Raw genomic sequence first — 16,167 nt, forward strand, 5'->3', positions numbered from 1 at the left:
CGTTCCCTGGTTGGCTCAGGCGGTCTGCGGAATCGGCTGACGGGCGCCTTCACCGCGACGCACGGTCATGTACACGTTGAAGGCCATGATCAGCATGCCGGCCACCCAGCACAGGCCGCCGATCAGGCGAACGATGTAACCCGGGCCGCTGGCCTCGACGGACTCGACGAAGGTGTACATCAGGGTGCCGTCGGGGTTCACGGCGCGCCACATCAGGCCCTGCAGGATGCCGTTGACCCACATGGCGGCGATGTAGAGCACGGTGCCGATGGTCGCGAGCCAGAAGTGCACGGCGATCAGGTTCACCGAGTGCATCTCGGTGCGGCCGAACAGGCGCGGGATCAGGTGGTACATGGAACCGATGGTGATCATCGCCACCCAGCCCAGGGCGCCGGCATGGACGTGGCCGATGGTCCAGTCGGTATAGTGGGAGAGGGCGTTGACGGTCTTCACCGCCATCATCGGGCCCTCGAAGGTGGACATGCCGTAGAAGGAGAGGGCCACCACCAGGAAGCGCAGGGTCGGGTCGGTGCGCAGCTTATGCCAGGCGCCGGAGAGGGTCATCATGCCGTTGATCATGCCGCCCCAGGAGGGGGCCAGCAGGATGATCGAGAGCACCATGCCGAGCGACTGGGTCCAGTTGGGCAGCGCGGTGTAGTGCAGGTGGTGCGGGCCGGCCCACATGTACACCATGATCAGCGCCCAGAAGTGGACGATGGAGAGACGATAGGAGTAGACCGGGCGCTCGGCCTGCTTGGGCACGAAGTAGTACATCATCCCCAGGAAGCCGGCGGTCAGGAAGAAGCCCACCGCGTTGTGGCCGTACCACCACTGGGTCATCGCATCGATGGCGCCCGAGTAGATGGAGACCGAGAAGGTCGCGGTCACCGGGATCGAGGCGCTGTTGACGATATGCAGCACGGCCACGGTGATGATGAAGGCCGCGAAGAACCAGTTCGCCACGTAGATATGGGAGGTCTTGCGCAGCTTGATGGTCCCCAGGAAGACGATGGCATAGCTGATCCAGACCACGGCCAGCAGGATGTCGATCGGCCACTCCAGTTCGGCGTACTCCTTGGTGCTGGTCAGGCCCAGCGGCAGTGTGACGACCGCGGAGAGGATCACCGCCTGCCAGCCCCAGAAGGTGAAGGCGGCCAGCTTGTCCGAGAACAGTCGCACCTGGCAGGTTCGCTGCACGACGTAGTAGGAGGTGGCGAAGAGCGCCGAGCCGCCGAAGGCGAAGATCACGGCGTTGGTGTGCAGGGGGCGCAGGCGGCCGAAGCTCGTCCACGGCAGTCCCAGGTTCAGTTCCGGCCATACCAGCTGAGAGGCGAGGACGACACCGAGGGCCATGCCCACGATGCCCCACACCACCGTCATGATCGCGAACTGCCGAACTACCTTGTAGTTGTAGGTCGGGTGTTCAAATGCTGTGCTCATGTCAGGTTCCCATCGAACGCGGTTTGGGGGTGTCCCGCGGCATTCTGCCTCGGGGTGACCTCCGCAGGATGATGCAGGTCTTTAACCAAGGGTGATTCTAGCGCAGGCGTCCGGCAAGCTGAACACGCCAATGTGTTGATTTATGAACTCAAGGAGGCCTAAGTTGTCGGACTATTTTGGTCGGGATTTGCCCTCGATCGACCGCGCTTCCCTGCCTCGGCGGCTGCTCGATGGCGAGCAGGGAGGCTGGGATATCGCGGGGCTAGGCCCGCTGGAAGTGCGCGGCGAAGCCCGCATCGGGCGGCTGCTTTTCGGCCACGGAGCCGGAGCGGGCCAGGGTTCAACCTTCATGCAACGCTTGCGCGAGGCCCTCGCCCGGGTCGGGGTACAGACCCTGGCCTTCGAGTTCGATTACCTGCAGACCATGCGCCGCGAAGGGCGCCGCCGTCCTCCGCCCAGGGTCGAGCGCCTGGTCGATGAACTCTCCCTGTGGTGCGACAGCGTGTCGCACCGCGACCTTCCGCCGCTCTGGTGGGGCGGCAAGTCCATGGGGGGCCGCGTGGCCAGCCTGCTGGCGGCCCAGTCCGCCGGCGAGGGCGCACCCAAGGGACTCATACTGTGCGGCTACCCCTTCCATCCCCCCGGCAAGCCGGAACGGCTGCGCCTCGCGCACTGGCCCTCGCTCGCCTGCCCGACCCTGGTCGTGCAGGGGAGTCGTGACCCCTTCGGCACTCGCGAGCAGGTGGCGGGCTACGGGCTGCCCGAGGTGGCCCGGGTGCACTGGCTGGAGGGGGGCGATCATGACTGGACGCCCAGGCGCGCCTCGGGCCGCGACCAGGCGGCGCTGATCGACGAGGGCGCCGCCGCCATCGCCGCCTTCATGAGCGAAGCCTCCTGAAAGCCGCGCGGCGCGGGCGATGTGGCCAAGTGGATGAAAGGGCGGCGATTCTCCTGGGCAAAAAGGTTCGCGATGGTGGCGCAAAAAGCGTTGACATTGATCGGGTCCCCTGTAGAATGCAGCGCCACGTGACCGGGGGTGGTTAGCTCAGCTGGGAGAGCACCAGCCTTACAAGCTGGGGGTCACAGGTTCGAACCCTGTACCACCCACCAATGCTCCGGCAATGGTCGGGTCACGTGAGAAAAGAGAGCAGCGGACCGGTAGTTCAGTTGGTTAGAATGCCGGCCTGTCACGCCGGAGGTCGCGGGTTCGAGTCCCGTCCGGTCCGCCAACCTCTTCCTCGTCGCAAGTCGTCTTGCGGACCGGTAGTTCAGTTGGTTAGAATGCCGGCCTGTCACGCCGGAGGTCGCGGGTTCGAGTCCCGTCCGGTCCGCCACGATGGCATGAGACAGTCGCAGTAAAAGTTGCAGTATCGCGTGGGTGATTAGCTCAGTTGGTTAGAGCACCAGCCTCACATGCTGGGGGTCACTGGTTCGAGTCCGGTATCACCCACCACGCGGACCGGTAGTTCAGTTGGTTAGAATGCCGGCCTGTCACGCCGGAGGTCGCGGGTTCGAGTCCCGTCCGGTCCGCCACTGCACACGAATTCGTCAGCCCCGAGATCCTTCGCGATCTCGGGGCTGTTTCGTTTCCGGCCTCGCCCTTCGCTGGCTTCCCTGCCTGATCCCTTCCTTGCTGATCCATTGGTCGCGATGTCGCCGCCGACGGCGATGAGCCTTTGCGTCTCGCGGTGCGACTATCATACAGTTGTTTGAAATCTCGCCGTCCGACGATGAGGATCCTGTCGTGAGTGCCTACCCCCAGCTGTTCCGTCCCCTGCAGGTCGGCCACCTGACGCTCCCCAACCGGGTGCTGATGGGGTCGATGCACACCAATCTCGAGGAGGCCCCCGGTGGCGTCGAGCGCCTGGCGGCCTTCTATGCCGAGCGCGCCCGGGAGGGGGTGGGGCTGATCGTCACCGGCGGTATCGCCCCGCTCGCCGAAGGCGCCGTCTTCCAGGGAGCCGCGACCCTGGAGCGGCCCGAGCAGGTGGCGGATCACCGGCCTGTGGTCGAGGCCGTGCACGAGGCGGGCGGGCGCATCTGCCTGCAGATCCTGCATGCCGGCCGCTACGCCTACACCCCGGAACTGGTGGCGCCGTCGGCGCTCCAGTCACCGATCACCCCCTTCATGCCCCGCGAGCTCGGCACCGACGAGATCGAGGCGCGCATCGAGGCCTACGTGCGCTGTGCGACCCTGGCACAGCAGGCCGGCTACGACGGGGTCGAGGTGATGGGCTCCGAGGGGTACCTGATCAACCAGTTCATCTGCCCGCGCACCAACCGTCGCGACGACGCCTGGGGCGGCAGCGTCGAGAACCGGCTGCGCTTTCCCGTGGAGATCGTGCGACGCATCCGCGAGGCGGTGGGCGAGCGCTTCCTGGTCATCTTCCGCCTGTCGATGATCGACCTGGTGGAGGAGGGCAGCAGCCGCGACGAGGTGCTGGCCCTGGGGCGCGCCGTCGAGGCGGCCGGCGCCGACATGATCAACACCGGCATCGGCTGGCACGAGGCGCGGGTGCCGACCATCGTCACCAGCGTGCCGCGCGCCGCCTTCACCGAGGTGACCCGGCGCATGAGGGCCGAACTCAGGGTCCCGCTGATCACCACCAACCGCATCAACATGCCGGAGGTGGCCGAGCGGGTGCTGGCCGAGGGTCATGCCGACATGGTCTCCATGGCGCGCCCCTTCCTGGCCGACCCGGCCTGGGTGCGCAAGGCCGCCGCCGGGCGTGACGACGAGATCAACACCTGCATCGCCTGCAACCAGGCCTGCCTGGACCAGGTCTTCCAGGGCCGGATCACCTCCTGCCTGGTCAATCCCCGCGCCTGCCACGAGACCGAGCTGGTCGTCACGCCGACCGAATGCCCGCGACGCGTCGCCGTGGTGGGCGGCGGCCCGGCGGGCCTCGCCGCGGCCGTGACCGCCGCCGAGCGCGGCCATGCGGTGACCCTCTTCGAGCGGGACGGCGAGCTCGGCGGCCAGTTCAACTACGCGCGACGCATTCCCGGCAAGGAGGAGTTCGACGAGACCCTGCGCTACTACCGGACGATGCTCGACCGGTACGGCGTCGAGGTGCGGTTGAATGCCGAGGCGGACGTCGAGGGTCTCAAGGCCTACGACGCGGTGGTGCTGGCCACCGGCGTGCGTCCCCGGCGCCTCGCGCTGCCGGGCATCGAGCACGCCATGGTGCTGAGCTATCCCGAGGCGATCACCCGGCCCAAGCGGGTCGGTGCGCGGGTCGCGATCATCGGCGCCGGCGGCATCGGCTTCGACGTGGCGGAGCTTCTGACCCACGCCGGCGAGGGCGCACAGGACGTCCCGGCCTGGTGCGACGAGTGGGGGGTCGACCTGGCCCTGTCGTCGCGCGGCGGGCTCAAGGCGCCGCGCCCGCCCGAGACCCCGCGCCGGGTCTATCTGCTGCAGCGGCGCGCTTCGCGGCCCGGCAAGGGGCTCGGCAAGACCACCGGCTGGGTGCATCGCGCCTCGCTTGCCCACCGCGGGGTCGAGGCGATCGCCGACTGCGAGTATCTCGGCATCGACGACGACGGCCTGGCGCTGCGTGTGGCGGGCGAGCCGCGTCGGCTCGCGGTCGACACGGTGGTGGTATGCGCCGGCCAGGAGCCGGTGCGGGAGCTCATGCAGCCGCTACGCGCGGCGGGCGTCGACGTGCAGGTGATCGGCGGCGCCCTCGATCCCGCCGAGCTCGATGCCCGGCGGGCCATCGACCAGGGCACGCGGCTGGCCGCGGGGCTCTGAAGCGACGCACGCCATTGCCGGGTGCGGCGTCTTGCCGCATCCGGGGGAGGGCCGCCATGCCGTGTCCCTCCCGTTGGCCGACGGTCTCGCCGGCGGCCAGCGTCGTTGCAGCGTTTAATCTTCCGGCGATCGCCATGAACCGACGAGCGTTCCCGGGCTCTCAGTGTTGAGGGCTCGGGAGCGTTGATTGGTGGGCTAATCCGTTATCCGCTGATGCTGTCTACGCTGAAGAGACCCCATCCCGGCTTGTCATCACCACGTCGGCGTGGCCGGGGATTCGGGCTTTAAGGAGGCATCGATGAGCATCTTCGACCATGTGCAGAACCGCTTCTCTCGCGTCCAGCAGGAAGAGATGAGCCTGCAGGAGTACCTGGAACTCTGTCGCCGAGAGCCGGTGGCCTACGCCACCGCCGCCGAGCGGATGCTGGAGGCCATCGGCGCGCCGGAGGTGATCGACACCGCCAAGGATCCGCGACTGTCGCGCATCTTCTCCAACAAGGTGATCCGTCGCTATCCGGCCTTCGCCGAGTTCTATGGCATGGAGGAGGCCATCGAGCAGATCGTCGCCTACTTCCGCCACGCCGCCCAGGGGCTCGAGGAGCGCAAGCAGATCCTCTACCTGCTCGGGCCGGTGGGGGGCGGCAAGTCGTCGCTTGCCGAGCGCCTCAAGCTGCTGATGGAGAGGGTGCCGTTCTATGCCATCAAGGACTCCCCGGTCTACGAGTCGCCGCTGGGGCTGTTCTCCCCCGAGGAGGACGGCGAGCTGCTCGAGAAGGAGTATGGCATTCCCAAGCGCTACCTGCGCAGCGTGATGTCGCCCTGGGCCGCCAAGCGGCTCAAGGAGAGCGGCGGCGACATCTCCCAGTTCCGGGTGGTGCGCCTCTACCCCTCGCGGCTCAACCAGATCGCCATCTCCAAGACCGAACCCGGCGACGAGAACAACCAGGACATCTCCTCGCTGGTCGGCAAGGTGGACATTCGTCAGCTCGAGCTCTACTCCCAGGACGACCCGGACGCCTACAGCTTCTCCGGCGGCCTGTGTCGCGCCAACCAGGGGCTGATGGAGTTCGTCGAGATGTTCAAGGCGCCGATCAAGGTGCTGCACCCGCTGCTGACGGCGACCCAGGAGGGCAACTACAACCCCACCGAGGGCATGGGCGCGATCCCCTTCGACGGCGTGGTGCTGGCGCACTCCAACGAGAGCGAGTGGCAGACCTTCCGCAACAACCGCAACAACGAGGCCTTCCTCGACCGGGTCTACATCGTCAAGGTGCCCTACTGCCTGCGGGTCACCGAGGAGATCAACATCTACAAGAAGCTGCTCGAGCACTCCTCGCTCAACGCGGCCCCCTGCGCGCCGGATACCCTGCGCATGCTGGCACAGTTCTCCGTGCTGTCGCGGCTCAAGGAGCCCGAGAACTCGAGCATCTACTCCAAGATGCGGGTCTACGACGGCGAGAACCTCAAGGATACCGATCCCAAGGCCAAGTCGATCCAGGAGTATCGCGACAGCGCCGGGGTCGACGAGGGGATGGAGGGGCTCTCGACGCGCTTCGCCTTCAAGATCCTCTCCAAGGTGTTCAACTTCGACAACCACGAGGTGGCGGCCAACCCGGTGCACCTGCTCTACGTGCTCGAGCAGCGCCTGGAGCAGGAGCAGCTGCCCAAGGAGACCTTCGAGCGCTACCTGCGCTTCATCAAGGAGTTCTTGGCGCCGCGCTACGTCGACTTCATCGGCAAGGAGATCCAGACCGCCTACCTCGAGTCCTACTCGGAGTACGGCCAGAACATCTTCGACCGCTACGTCACCTACGCCGACTTCTGGATCCAGGACCAGGAGTACCGCGATCCCGAGACCGGCGAGTTCCTCGATCGTCAGGCCTTGAACGAGGAGCTGGAGAAGATCGAGAAGCCGGCCGGCATCTCCAACCCCAAGGACTTCCGTCACGAGGTGGTCAACTTCGTGCTGCGGGCCCGGGCCCAGAACAACGGCATGAACCCGAGCTGGCAGTCCTACGAGAAGCTCCGGGGCGTGATCGAGCACAAGATGTTCGCCAACACCGAGGAGCTGCTGCCGGTGATCTCCTTCAACGCCAAGGCCTCGACCTCGGACCAGAAGAAGCACGAGGACTTCGTGGCCCGGATGGTCGACCGCGGCTACACCGAGAAGCAGGTGCGACTGCTCTCCGAGTGGTACCTGCGGGTGCGCAAGTCGCAGTAGGGCGAGGAGGTCGCCATGACCTATTTCATCGATCGACGAGCCAATGCCAAGCACAAGAGCGCGGTCAACCGCCAGCGCTTCCTCGACCGCTACCGCACCCACATCAAGCGGTCGGTCGAGGAGGCGGTGAACCGCCGCTCGATCACCGACATGGAGCGCGGCGAGAAGGTCTCCATCCCGGCTCGGGACATCTCCGAGCCGGTCTTCCAGCATGGCCCGGGGGGCAAGCGTTCCATCGTCGCCCCCGGCAACAAGGAGTTCGTCGAGGGCGACCGGCTGCGGCGTCCCGGTGGCGGCGGGGGCGGAGACGGCGCCGGGGAGGGCGGCGCCTCCAACCAGGGCGAGGGCATGGACGAGTTCGCCTTCACCCTCTCCCGGGAGGAGTTCCTCGACTTCGTCTTCGACGGCCTCGAGCTGCCCCACCTGGAGCGCAAGAACCTGGTCGATCTCGACGAGGTACGCCAGGTGCGGGCGGGGGTGTCCCGGGACGGTACCCCGGCGCGCATCAATATCGTGCGCTCGATGCGCGAGGCCCAGGCGCGGCGCATCGCCATGCGCGCGCCGATCCGTCGCGCCCTGCGCGAGGCCCAGCAGGCGCTGGCCGAGGAGGAGCGCAAGGATCCGGTGCTGCGCAATCCGGCCCGCATCGGCGAGCTCAAGGAGGAGATCGAGCGCCTCGAGAAGCGCCTCGAGGCGGTGCCCTTCATCGACACCTACGACCTGCGCTACAACAACCTGATCGACCAGCCCCAGCCGTCGAGCAAGGCGGTGATGTTCTGCGTGATGGACGTCTCGGGCTCCATGACCCAGGCCCACAAGGACATCGCCAAGCGCTTCTTCCTGCTGCTCTACCTCTTCCTGGAGCGCAACTACGAGAAGGTCGAGCTGGTCTTCGTGCGCCACCATACCGCGGCCAAGGAGGTCGACGAGGAGGAGTTCTTCTACTCCCGGGAGACCGGCGGCACCATCGTCTCCAGCGCCCTGACCCTGGTCGACGAGATCATCGAGGCGCGCTACCCCTCCGGGCAGTGGAACCTCTACGTGGCCCAGGCCTCGGACGGCGACAACTGGGACGACGACTCCGTCGCCTGTCGCAGGCTGCTGGTCGAGCGACTGATGCCGCGGCTGCAGTACTTCACCTACGTGGAGATCACGCCCCATGCCCACCAGGCGCTGTGGGAGGAGTACGAGCGCGTGGAGGCCGAGTTCGATACCCGCTTCGCCATGCGCCAGATCGTCGAGGCCGGCGACATCTACCCGGTCTTCCGCGAGCTGTTCAAGCGCCGAGTCGCCTTCTGAGGCGGCCTGAGGAGGCAGCATGACCCGACGTCAGCCCATCGCCACCGGCTCCGACTGGAACTTCGAGACCCTCGACGCCTTCGAGCGCGAGATCGCTCGCCTGGCCGACGAGTATCGCCTGGACACCTACCCCAACCAGATCGAGGTCATCACCACCGAGCAGATGATGGACGCCTACGCCAGCGTGGGCATGCCGGTGGGCTACCACCACTGGTCCTTCGGCAAGCAGTTCCTGGCCGTGGAGCAGGCCTATCGCCGCGGCCAGATGGGGCTCGCCTACGAGCTCGTCATCAACTCCGATCCCTGCATCGCCTACCTGATGGAGGAGAACACCCTGATGATGCAGGTGCTGGTCATGGCCCACGCCTGCTATGGCCACAATTCCTTCTTCAAGGGCAACTACCTGTTCCGCACCTGGACCGACGCCTCCTCCATCGTCGACTACCTGGTGTTCGCCCGGAAGTACATCAGCGAGTGCGAGGAGCGCCACGGAGTGGAGGCGGTGGAGCAGCTGCTGGACGCCTGCCATGCCCTGCAGAACTACGGGGTCGATCGCTACAAGCGCCCCTCGCCGATCTCCGCGGCGGAGGAGTCGCGCCGCCAGGCGGAGCGCGAGGCGCACCTCCAGGCCCAGGTCAACATGCTGTGGCGCACCATCCCCGGAGGGCCGCGCGAGGATGCGCTGCCCGGCCTGGTCGACCAGGAGGATCCGCTGGGCCTGCACGAAGGCGGGCGCTATCCCCCCGAGCCCCAGGAGAACCTGCTCTACTTCATCGAGAAGAACGCCCCGCTGCTGGCGCCCTGGCAGCGTGAAATCGTGCGTATCGTGCGCAAGCTGGCCCAGTACTTCTATCCCCAGCGCCAGACCCAGGTGATGAACGAGGGCTGGGCCTGCTTCTGGCACTACACCCTGATGAACCGGCTGTATGAGGAGGGGCTGGTCGATGAGGGGCTGATGCTGGAGTTCCTGCAGTCTCATACCTCGGTGGTCCAGCAGCCGGCCTTCGATAGCCCCTACTTCAGCGGCATCAATCCCTATGCGCTGGGCTTCGCCATCTTCACCGACCTGAAGCGCGTCTGCGAGGCGCCGACCCAGGAGGACCGGGAGTGGTTCCCCGATACCGCCGGCAGCGACTGGCGCGAGACCCTGGAGTTCGCGATGCGCAACTTCAAGGACGAATCGTTCATCCAGCAGTTCCTCTCGCCCAAGGTGATGCGCGACCTCAAGCTGTTCATGGTGGTCGACGACGACCAGGAGGAGATGCTCGAGGTGGCGGCGATCCATGACGAGCGCGGCTATCGGCGCATTCGCGACGCCCTGGCCACCCAGTACGCCCTGGCCGTGCGCGAGCCCAATATCCAGGTCTACGCGGCGGATATCCGCGGCGATCGCTCGCTGACCCTGCGCCACGTCCAGGACGGCCGCCGGCCGCTGGCGCGCAGCGTCTACCCGGTCATCCGCCACCTCCACCAGCTTTGGGGCTTTCCGGTGCGGCTGGAGTCGGTGGAGAACGACGAGGTGGTGCGCCGTTACCACTGGCCCCTGGCCGAGGAGGAGCGGCGCGACTGACGGGGAAGAGGCCTGCCGCCAAAACGAGAAGACCCGCGCCATGGCGCGGGTCTTGTGTGTCGGCGGGTGGCGAGGGTCAGGCCTTGGCCGTCCAGGACTGGCACCAGCCGCCGGGCTCGACGCTGTTCTGGGGGAACAGCTGGCAGCCCTGGCTGTCCGCCTGGTAGAACATGCAGTTCTGGCACTCCTCGCCTTCCTCGTAGGCGGGATGGTCGCTGGCCTCGCTGGCCACCTTGACGTAGTTCAGGGCCTTGGCCTGCTCGGCGCTCGGGTCCAGGGCGGGCAGGTCCTGGGCGAAGGCGCGCTTCGACAGGATGCCGGCACCGAGGGGCAGGGCGGCGAGGCCCAGCAGGCTGTTACGCATGAAGTCACGACGATTGCGGTCGGCCATGGTCTCTCCTTGTCATCACGGTAGGGTCGAATCGTGGCGGGGCATGCTGGTTGCCCACGCTCTTGGCGCTCTTGTCACGAGCGCTCTGCTTTCTCTCATGCGGCCCGGGTCTTGGCATCGGGCCGGGTGTCGCACCTGGCGCCACCCTTGTTCCGACCGGCATTGGCCGTCGGAGTTCGCCAGGCCATGGTAGTCAACCGAGTGAGGTATCGCGAATCGTGCGGCAATCCGTCGCGTGACGCGGCAGCGATGCAGCGTTCGCACCGGCGCTGGTATACTCGCGCCAGCGGCCTCTGGCCGAACGGAACCCAGGCGCACGACGGCGCCTCGAGCAGGGAGAAGAGCGATGCAGAATGCCGTGATTCTGATCAATGCCGAGCAGGGCCAGGTCAAGGCCGTGGCCGAGCGGCTGGCCGACGTCGAGGGGATCAGCGAGGTCTACTCCACCTGCGGTCGCTACGACCTGGTGGCCATCGCGCGCACCCGCGATTTCGAGAGCCTGGCGGAGCTGGTCACCGGGCGACTGAATGCCGTCGAGGGCATTCGCGACACCGAGACCCTCAACGCCATGCAGGTGCACTCCCGCCACGACCTCGAGACCATGTTCTCCCTGGGATGGTGACGGGGCGGGTAAGCGTCATGCGTGGCGCACGAGTGGCCGCAGGGGCTGGCGTGAACGCCCGGGAGCGAAGCGCGCATGGCGGCTAGGCGAGGGCGCGTTGTCGGTCGCTTCCGCCGGCAGGCTCGTCGCCTCGGCATCACGGCGCTGTTCCTGGCGGTCGCCTCGGGGCTCTGGCATCTCCAGGAGCGTGAGCTTCGCGACGGCCTGAGCTGGCAGGGCGTCACCACCTGGGAGGACCTCACGCCGCTGACCTTCCATCGCGTGCTGCGCAACGACGGCTTCCTGGTGGGCTGGTCCGACGTGCGCGTCAATCCGCTGTGGGTCAGCTACCGGCTGCGCCGGGTCGAGGATCCCGCCGCCGGGCCGCGCCCCGGCTTTCGCCGCGACTGGCGAGCGCTGTGGCCGATCGCCCCGGAGAGCTACTTCGGCAGCGGCTACGACCGCGGCCATCTCGCGCCCAACTATGCCATCGCGGCGGTCCACGGCGGCCGGGCCCAGCGCGATACCTTCCTGATGAGCAACATGTCCCCCCAGCGGCCCGAGCTCAATCGCCGGCTCTGGCAGCGGCTCGAGGAGGTGGTGATGGATCACTTCGTGCCGCGCTTCGCCGCCCTGCAGGTGATCACCGGGCCGATCTTCCCCGCGCGCTTCCAGGACAACGTGCTCAACCGGGTCGGGCTGGTCGAGGTGCCCGAGGCCTTCTACAAGATCCTGGTGGTACCGGGGGAGCGGCCCCGGGCGCTGGCCTTCATCATGCCCCAGCGGGTCGCCGGCGATGAGCCGCTGGACGACTTCCTGGTGAGCATCGACGAGGTGGAGGCGCGCACCGGCCTGGACTTCCTGCCGCGGCTCTCGCCGGCGGCCGCCGAGGCCCTGGAGGGGCGGGTCGACACCGCCGGCTGGGGGCTCGAGGCGGTGTCCCGGCTGCCCGGGCGTTTCTGAGCAGGCACAAAAAAACCGCGATCCAGGGTCGCGGTTTTCCTATATAGAGGCATCGATGTAAGGCTCGTCTGCATGACGCGAGAAGTGGTGCCCAGGAGAGGACTTGAACCTCCACATCCGTAAGGATACTAGCACCTGAAGCTAGCGCGTCTACCAATTCCGCCACCTGGGCGCATCATGCGGTCGTCGTGTTCGGGCGCATCGCGTGAGCGATGGTGCCCAGGAGAGGACTTGAACCTCCACGTCCGTAAGGACACTAGCACCTGAAGCTAGCGCGTCTACCAATTCCGCCACCTGGGCGAACACGTGCGACTCGAGCTGACAAAGAGCGTGGGAGCGAACTCCCGGATATCCGACTGCGGGATATCGATGGTGCCCAGAAGAGGACTTGAACCTCCACGTCCGTAAGGACACTAGCACCTGAAGCTAGCGCGTCTACCAATTCCGCCATCTGGGCAAGCGAGGCGTATGGTACCGGATTCGTTCGGCGATGCAAGCGCTCGGGGGAGGAAAAAGGCGGTTTTTTTGTTGTCGGCCGGGGTGTCGCGGCGTCGCCATGGTTGGGTGATGGGGGCGCCGGCGCTATACTGCGCGGATGACAAACGACTCGACACGCCAGATGCCACGCGCCGGACGCCGTCCCCGCGCCCTTTCGAGCACGCTGCTCACGATGCCGCCAAGGATGCCCTCCGCATGACCCACTGGACGCTCAGCGACGATCCGCACGCCAACCGCGAAGCCCACAAGTACGACAAGCCTGCCCCCAGCCGAGAATACCTGCTGGCGCGCCTCGAGGAAGCCGGCAAGCCGATGACCCACGAGGCGATGAGCCAGCAGCTGGGTCTCGAGGACGAGGATCTCCAGGAGGCGGTGCGGCGTCGCCTGGCGGCGATGGAGCGCGACGGCCAGGTGCTGCGCAACCGGCGCGGCGCCTACGCGCTGATCGACAAGCTCGACCTGATCAAGGGCAAGGTGCTGGGGCATCGCGATGGCTTCGGCTTCCTGCTGCGCGACGACGGCAAGAAGCCGGACCTGGTCATGCCGCCGCGGCAGATGCGGCGCGTCTTCCACGGCGACCACGTGCTGGTGCGCATCAGCGGGCGCGACCGTCGCGGGCGTGACGAGGCCACCATCGTCGAGGTGCTGGCGCGCAACACCCAGGAGATCGTCGGCGTCTACCGGGCCAACACGCCGGAGTTCGGCGTGCTGATTCCCGAGAATTCGCGCATCACCCAGGAGATCATCATCCCCCACAGCGCCTGTGGCGGCGCCCAGGACGGCCAGGTGATCTCCGCCAGGATCACCCAGCAGCCCGAGACCCGGGTGCAGCCGGTGGGTGAGGTGATCGAGGTGCTCGGCGAGCGCATGGATCCGGGGATGGAGATCGATATCGCCATCAGAAGCTACGAGATTCCCGCCGAGTTCCCGCCCGAGGTCCACGACCAGATCGCCGATATGTCGGCCGAGGTCGCCGAGGGCGACAAGGCCAACCGCATCGACCTGCGCCACGTGCCGCTGGTGACCATCGACGACGAGACGGCCAAGGACTTCGACGACGCCGTCTGCGCCTGGAAGACCAAGTCCGGCAGCTGGAAGCTGCTGGTGGCCATCGCCGACGTCTCCCACTACGTGCGTCCGGGCAGCGCCCTGGACCAGGAGGCGATCACCCGCGGCAACTCGGTCTACTTCCCGGGCCAGGTGGTGCCGATGCTGCCGGAGCTGCTCTCCAACGGGCTCTGCTCGCTGAACCCGGCCGTCGATCGCCTGGCGCTGGTCTGCGAGATGAACATCTCCCAGAGCGGGGCGATCAGCCGCTACCGCTTCTACGAGGCGGTCTTCCAGTCCCACGCGCGCCTGACCTACAACAAGGTCGCCGCCATCCTCGACGACGAGAGCGAGCAGGGCGAGGCGCTGCGCGAGGAGTACAGCGAGCTGGTGCCGTCGCTCAAGAACCTGCACGCGCTCTACACTCTGCTGCGCGAGGCCCGCGTGGAGCGCGGCGCCATCGACTTCGAGACCACCGAGACGGCGATCGTCTTCAACGACGAGCGCAAGATCGAGAAGATCGTGCCGCGCAGCCGCAACGACGCCCACAAGATCATCGAGGAGTGCATGCTGGCGGCCAACGTCGCCACGGCGCGCTTCCTCGACAAGCACGACCTGCCGGCTCTGTATCGCATCCACGAGAAGCCCTCGCCGGAGCGCCTCGACAAGCTGCGCCTGTTCCTCAACGAGCTGGGCCTGTCGCTCGGCGGCGGCGACGACCCGAGCCCCCAGGACTACCGGGAGCTCGCCGAGGCGATCAAGGGGCGCGACGACGCCGACGTGATCCAGACGGTGATGCTGCGCTCGATGAGCCGCGCGGTCTACTCGCCGCAGAACGACGGCCACTTCGGCCTGGCCTATCCGGCCTACGCGCACTTCACCTCGCCGATCCGCCGCTATCCGGACCTGCTGGTCCATCGTGCCATCCGCTCGGTGATCCGCGGGCCGCGCCAGACCAACACCGTGCTGCGCGCCGAGGGTGTCGCGGTCGAGCCGCCGAGCAAGTGGTCCCCCTACACCTTCGAGCAGATGCTCGAGCTCGGCGAGCACTGCTCGATGACCGAGCGCCGCGCCGACGACGCCACCCGCGACGTCGAGGACTGGCTCAAGTGCGAGTTCATGTCCGACAAGCTCGGCGAGGTCTACGACGGCAGCATTGCCTCGGTGACCCAGTTCGGCATCTTCGTGCGCCTCGACGAGGTGTACGTCGAGGGCCTGGTGCACGTCACCTCGCTGCCCTCCGACTACTACCACTACGAGCCCGAGAAGCATCGCCTCAAGGGCGAGCGCAGCGGCATCAGCTATCGCCTGGGCGACGGCGTCTCCGTGCAGGTGGCCCGGGTCGACCTGGACGAGCGCAAGATCGACTTCGAGCTGGCCGACGAGAAGCCGCGGCCCAAGCGCCAGCCGCGCAAGTCCCGCGGCGGCGGCTCGGGCGGCGGTGGCGCCGACAAGGGCGGCCGGTCCGACGACAAGGCGGGCAAGGGCGGCCGGCGGCGTCGCGGCCCGCGCCGCTCGAAGGGTCGCGGCTGATGGCGGCAGGGCAGAGGAAACCGCGCGCGGGGCGCAGCGCCCCGCGCCGGGCGCCGTCGACGCCTGGCGGGCTCGAGGCCGTGTTCGGCGTGCACGCGGTGCGGGCGCTGCTCGACCGCGGCGAGACGCCTCGCGAGCTCTGGGTGCAGGAGGGCAGCGCCGGCGCCCGGCTGGCCGAGCTGGTCGAGGCCGCGCGCCAGGGCGGCGCCCGCGTGCAGTCGCGTCCCCGTGACGAGCTCGACCAGCTCGCCAAGGGCGCCTCCCACCAGGGCCTCGTCGCCTTCGCCACGCCGCTCGCCTTCGAGGGCGAGGCGTCGCTGTGGCTCAGGCTCGAGGGCTGGCCCCACGCGGCGCCGCCGCTGCTGCTGGTGCTCGACGGCGTCACCGACGTGCACAACTTCGGCGCCTGCCTGCGCAGCGCCGATGCCGCCGGGGTCCATGGCGTCATCGTGCCCAAGGACAAGGCGGCGCCGCTCAATGCGGCGGTGCGCAAGGTCGCCTGCGGGGCCGCCGAGAGCATGCCGGTCTATCAGGTCACCAACCTGGCGCGCACCCTGGCGAAGATGAAGGCGCTGGGGGTCTGGATCACCGGCACCGCCGGCGAGGCCGAGGCGAGCCTCTTTGAAGCCGACTTCACCGGCCCCGCCGCCCTGGTGATGGGCGCCGAGGGCAAGGGCATGCGCCGGCTGACTCGCGAGGCCTGCGACACCCTGGTCAAGCTGCCCATGGCCGGCAGCGTCTCCAGCCTCAACGTCTCGGTGGCCACCGGGATCTGCCTGTTCGAGGCGGTGCGCCAGCGCCAGGGCGCCTGACCCGCCCGCGCCTTGCCAGGCGCGACACATATCAC

Annotated in this window: 11 protein-coding genes and 8 tRNA genes; 14 read left to right on the forward strand and 5 right to left on the reverse strand. The window is 67.5% G+C overall.

The window, feature by feature from the left end; all coding sequences use genetic code 11:
- Positions 1-15 precede the first annotated feature (15 nt).
- Complete coding sequence (gene ccoN / locus FIU83_RS03015; RefSeq protein ID WP_152482703.1) at positions 16-1,440, reverse strand: cytochrome-c oxidase, cbb3-type subunit I; 1,425 nt, start codon at positions 1,438-1,440, stop codon at positions 16-18.
- Between the two features lie 277 nt (positions 1,441-1,717).
- Here ccoN and FIU83_RS03020 point away from each other — a divergent pair, with 277 nt between their 5' ends.
- The 10 genes from FIU83_RS03020 to FIU83_RS03065 all read left to right on the forward strand — a co-directional run bounded on the left by FIU83_RS03020 (position 1,718) and on the right by FIU83_RS03065 (position 10,287).
- On the forward strand, positions 1,718-2,338 hold the full coding sequence (locus FIU83_RS03020; RefSeq protein WP_367642286.1) for an alpha/beta family hydrolase: 621 nt from the start codon (positions 1,718-1,720) through the stop codon (positions 2,336-2,338).
- Positions 2,339-2,474: 136 nt separating this feature from the next.
- A tRNA-Val gene (locus FIU83_RS03025) sits at positions 2,475-2,550 on the forward strand.
- Between the two features lie 42 nt (positions 2,551-2,592).
- Positions 2,593-2,669 (forward strand) — tRNA-Asp (locus FIU83_RS03030).
- Between the two features lie 28 nt (positions 2,670-2,697).
- Positions 2,698-2,774: transfer RNA gene (locus FIU83_RS03035), tRNA-Asp, on the forward strand.
- Positions 2,775-2,816: 42 nt separating this feature from the next.
- Positions 2,817-2,893: transfer RNA gene (locus FIU83_RS03040), tRNA-Val, on the forward strand.
- Positions 2,894-2,896: 3 nt separating this feature from the next.
- Positions 2,897-2,973, forward strand: a tRNA-Asp gene (locus FIU83_RS03045).
- Positions 2,974-3,184: 211 nt separating this feature from the next.
- On the forward strand, positions 3,185-5,197 hold the full coding sequence (locus tag FIU83_RS03050; RefSeq protein ID WP_152482704.1) for an NADPH-dependent 2,4-dienoyl-CoA reductase: 2,013 nt from the start codon (positions 3,185-3,187) through the stop codon (positions 5,195-5,197).
- 298 nt (positions 5,198-5,495) lie between these two features.
- The gene (locus FIU83_RS03055; RefSeq protein WP_152482705.1) at positions 5,496-7,418 is read left to right on the forward strand and encodes a PrkA family serine protein kinase; all 1,923 of its coding nucleotides are present in this window, start codon (positions 5,496-5,498) and stop codon (positions 7,416-7,418) included.
- A 15-nt stretch (positions 7,419-7,433) separates the two neighbouring features.
- Positions 7,434-8,717, forward strand: coding sequence for a YeaH/YhbH family protein (locus FIU83_RS03060; protein ID WP_152482706.1), 1,284 nt, complete (start codon positions 7,434-7,436; stop codon positions 8,715-8,717).
- A gap of 19 nt (positions 8,718-8,736) precedes the next feature.
- The gene (locus tag FIU83_RS03065) at positions 8,737-10,287 is read left to right on the forward strand and encodes a SpoVR family protein (RefSeq protein ID WP_152482707.1); all 1,551 of its coding nucleotides are present in this window, start codon (positions 8,737-8,739) and stop codon (positions 10,285-10,287) included.
- 76 nt (positions 10,288-10,363) lie between these two features.
- On the opposite strand, the gene FIU83_RS03070 is transcribed toward FIU83_RS03065, so the two are convergent.
- Positions 10,364-10,678, reverse strand: coding sequence for a high-potential iron-sulfur protein (locus tag FIU83_RS03070; protein ID WP_152482708.1), 315 nt, complete (start codon positions 10,676-10,678; stop codon positions 10,364-10,366).
- Positions 10,679-11,024: 346 nt separating this feature from the next.
- Here FIU83_RS03070 and FIU83_RS03075 point away from each other — a divergent pair, with 346 nt between their 5' ends.
- Together FIU83_RS03075 and FIU83_RS03080 are read left to right on the forward strand one after the other, a co-directional pair.
- The gene (locus FIU83_RS03075; RefSeq protein WP_138180968.1) at positions 11,025-11,300 is read left to right on the forward strand and encodes an Lrp/AsnC family transcriptional regulator; all 276 of its coding nucleotides are present in this window, start codon (positions 11,025-11,027) and stop codon (positions 11,298-11,300) included.
- Positions 11,301-11,375: 75 nt separating this feature from the next.
- The gene (locus FIU83_RS03080) at positions 11,376-12,242 is read left to right on the forward strand and encodes a DNA/RNA non-specific endonuclease (protein WP_152482709.1); all 867 of its coding nucleotides are present in this window, start codon (positions 11,376-11,378) and stop codon (positions 12,240-12,242) included.
- An 85-nt stretch (positions 12,243-12,327) separates the two neighbouring features.
- Here FIU83_RS03080 and FIU83_RS03085 read toward each other — a convergent pair.
- The 3 genes from FIU83_RS03085 to FIU83_RS03095 all read right to left on the reverse strand — a co-directional run bounded on the left by FIU83_RS03085 (position 12,328) and on the right by FIU83_RS03095 (position 12,699).
- Positions 12,328-12,414, reverse strand: a tRNA-Leu gene (locus tag FIU83_RS03085).
- 41 nt (positions 12,415-12,455) lie between these two features.
- Positions 12,456-12,542, reverse strand: a tRNA-Leu gene (locus FIU83_RS03090).
- A gap of 70 nt (positions 12,543-12,612) precedes the next feature.
- A tRNA-Leu gene (locus FIU83_RS03095) sits at positions 12,613-12,699 on the reverse strand.
- Positions 12,700-12,935: 236 nt separating this feature from the next.
- Between FIU83_RS03095 and rnr the strand changes: the two genes are divergently transcribed.
- Positions 12,936-15,320: a ribonuclease R gene (gene rnr / locus FIU83_RS03100; RefSeq protein WP_152482710.1), complete on the forward strand. Its 2,385-nt coding sequence runs from the start codon at positions 12,936-12,938 to the stop codon at positions 15,318-15,320.
- Positions 15,320-16,132: a 23S rRNA (guanosine(2251)-2'-O)-methyltransferase RlmB gene (gene rlmB / locus FIU83_RS03105; protein WP_152482711.1), complete on the forward strand. Its 813-nt coding sequence runs from the start codon at positions 15,320-15,322 to the stop codon at positions 16,130-16,132. The genes rnr and rlmB overlap by 1 nt, the downstream gene beginning before the upstream one ends.
- The last annotated feature ends 35 nt before the right edge of the window (positions 16,133-16,167 follow it).

Source organism: Halomonas sp. THAF5a (genome assembly GCF_009363755.1).
Lineage (GTDB): Bacteria > Pseudomonadota > Gammaproteobacteria > Pseudomonadales > Halomonadaceae > Halomonas.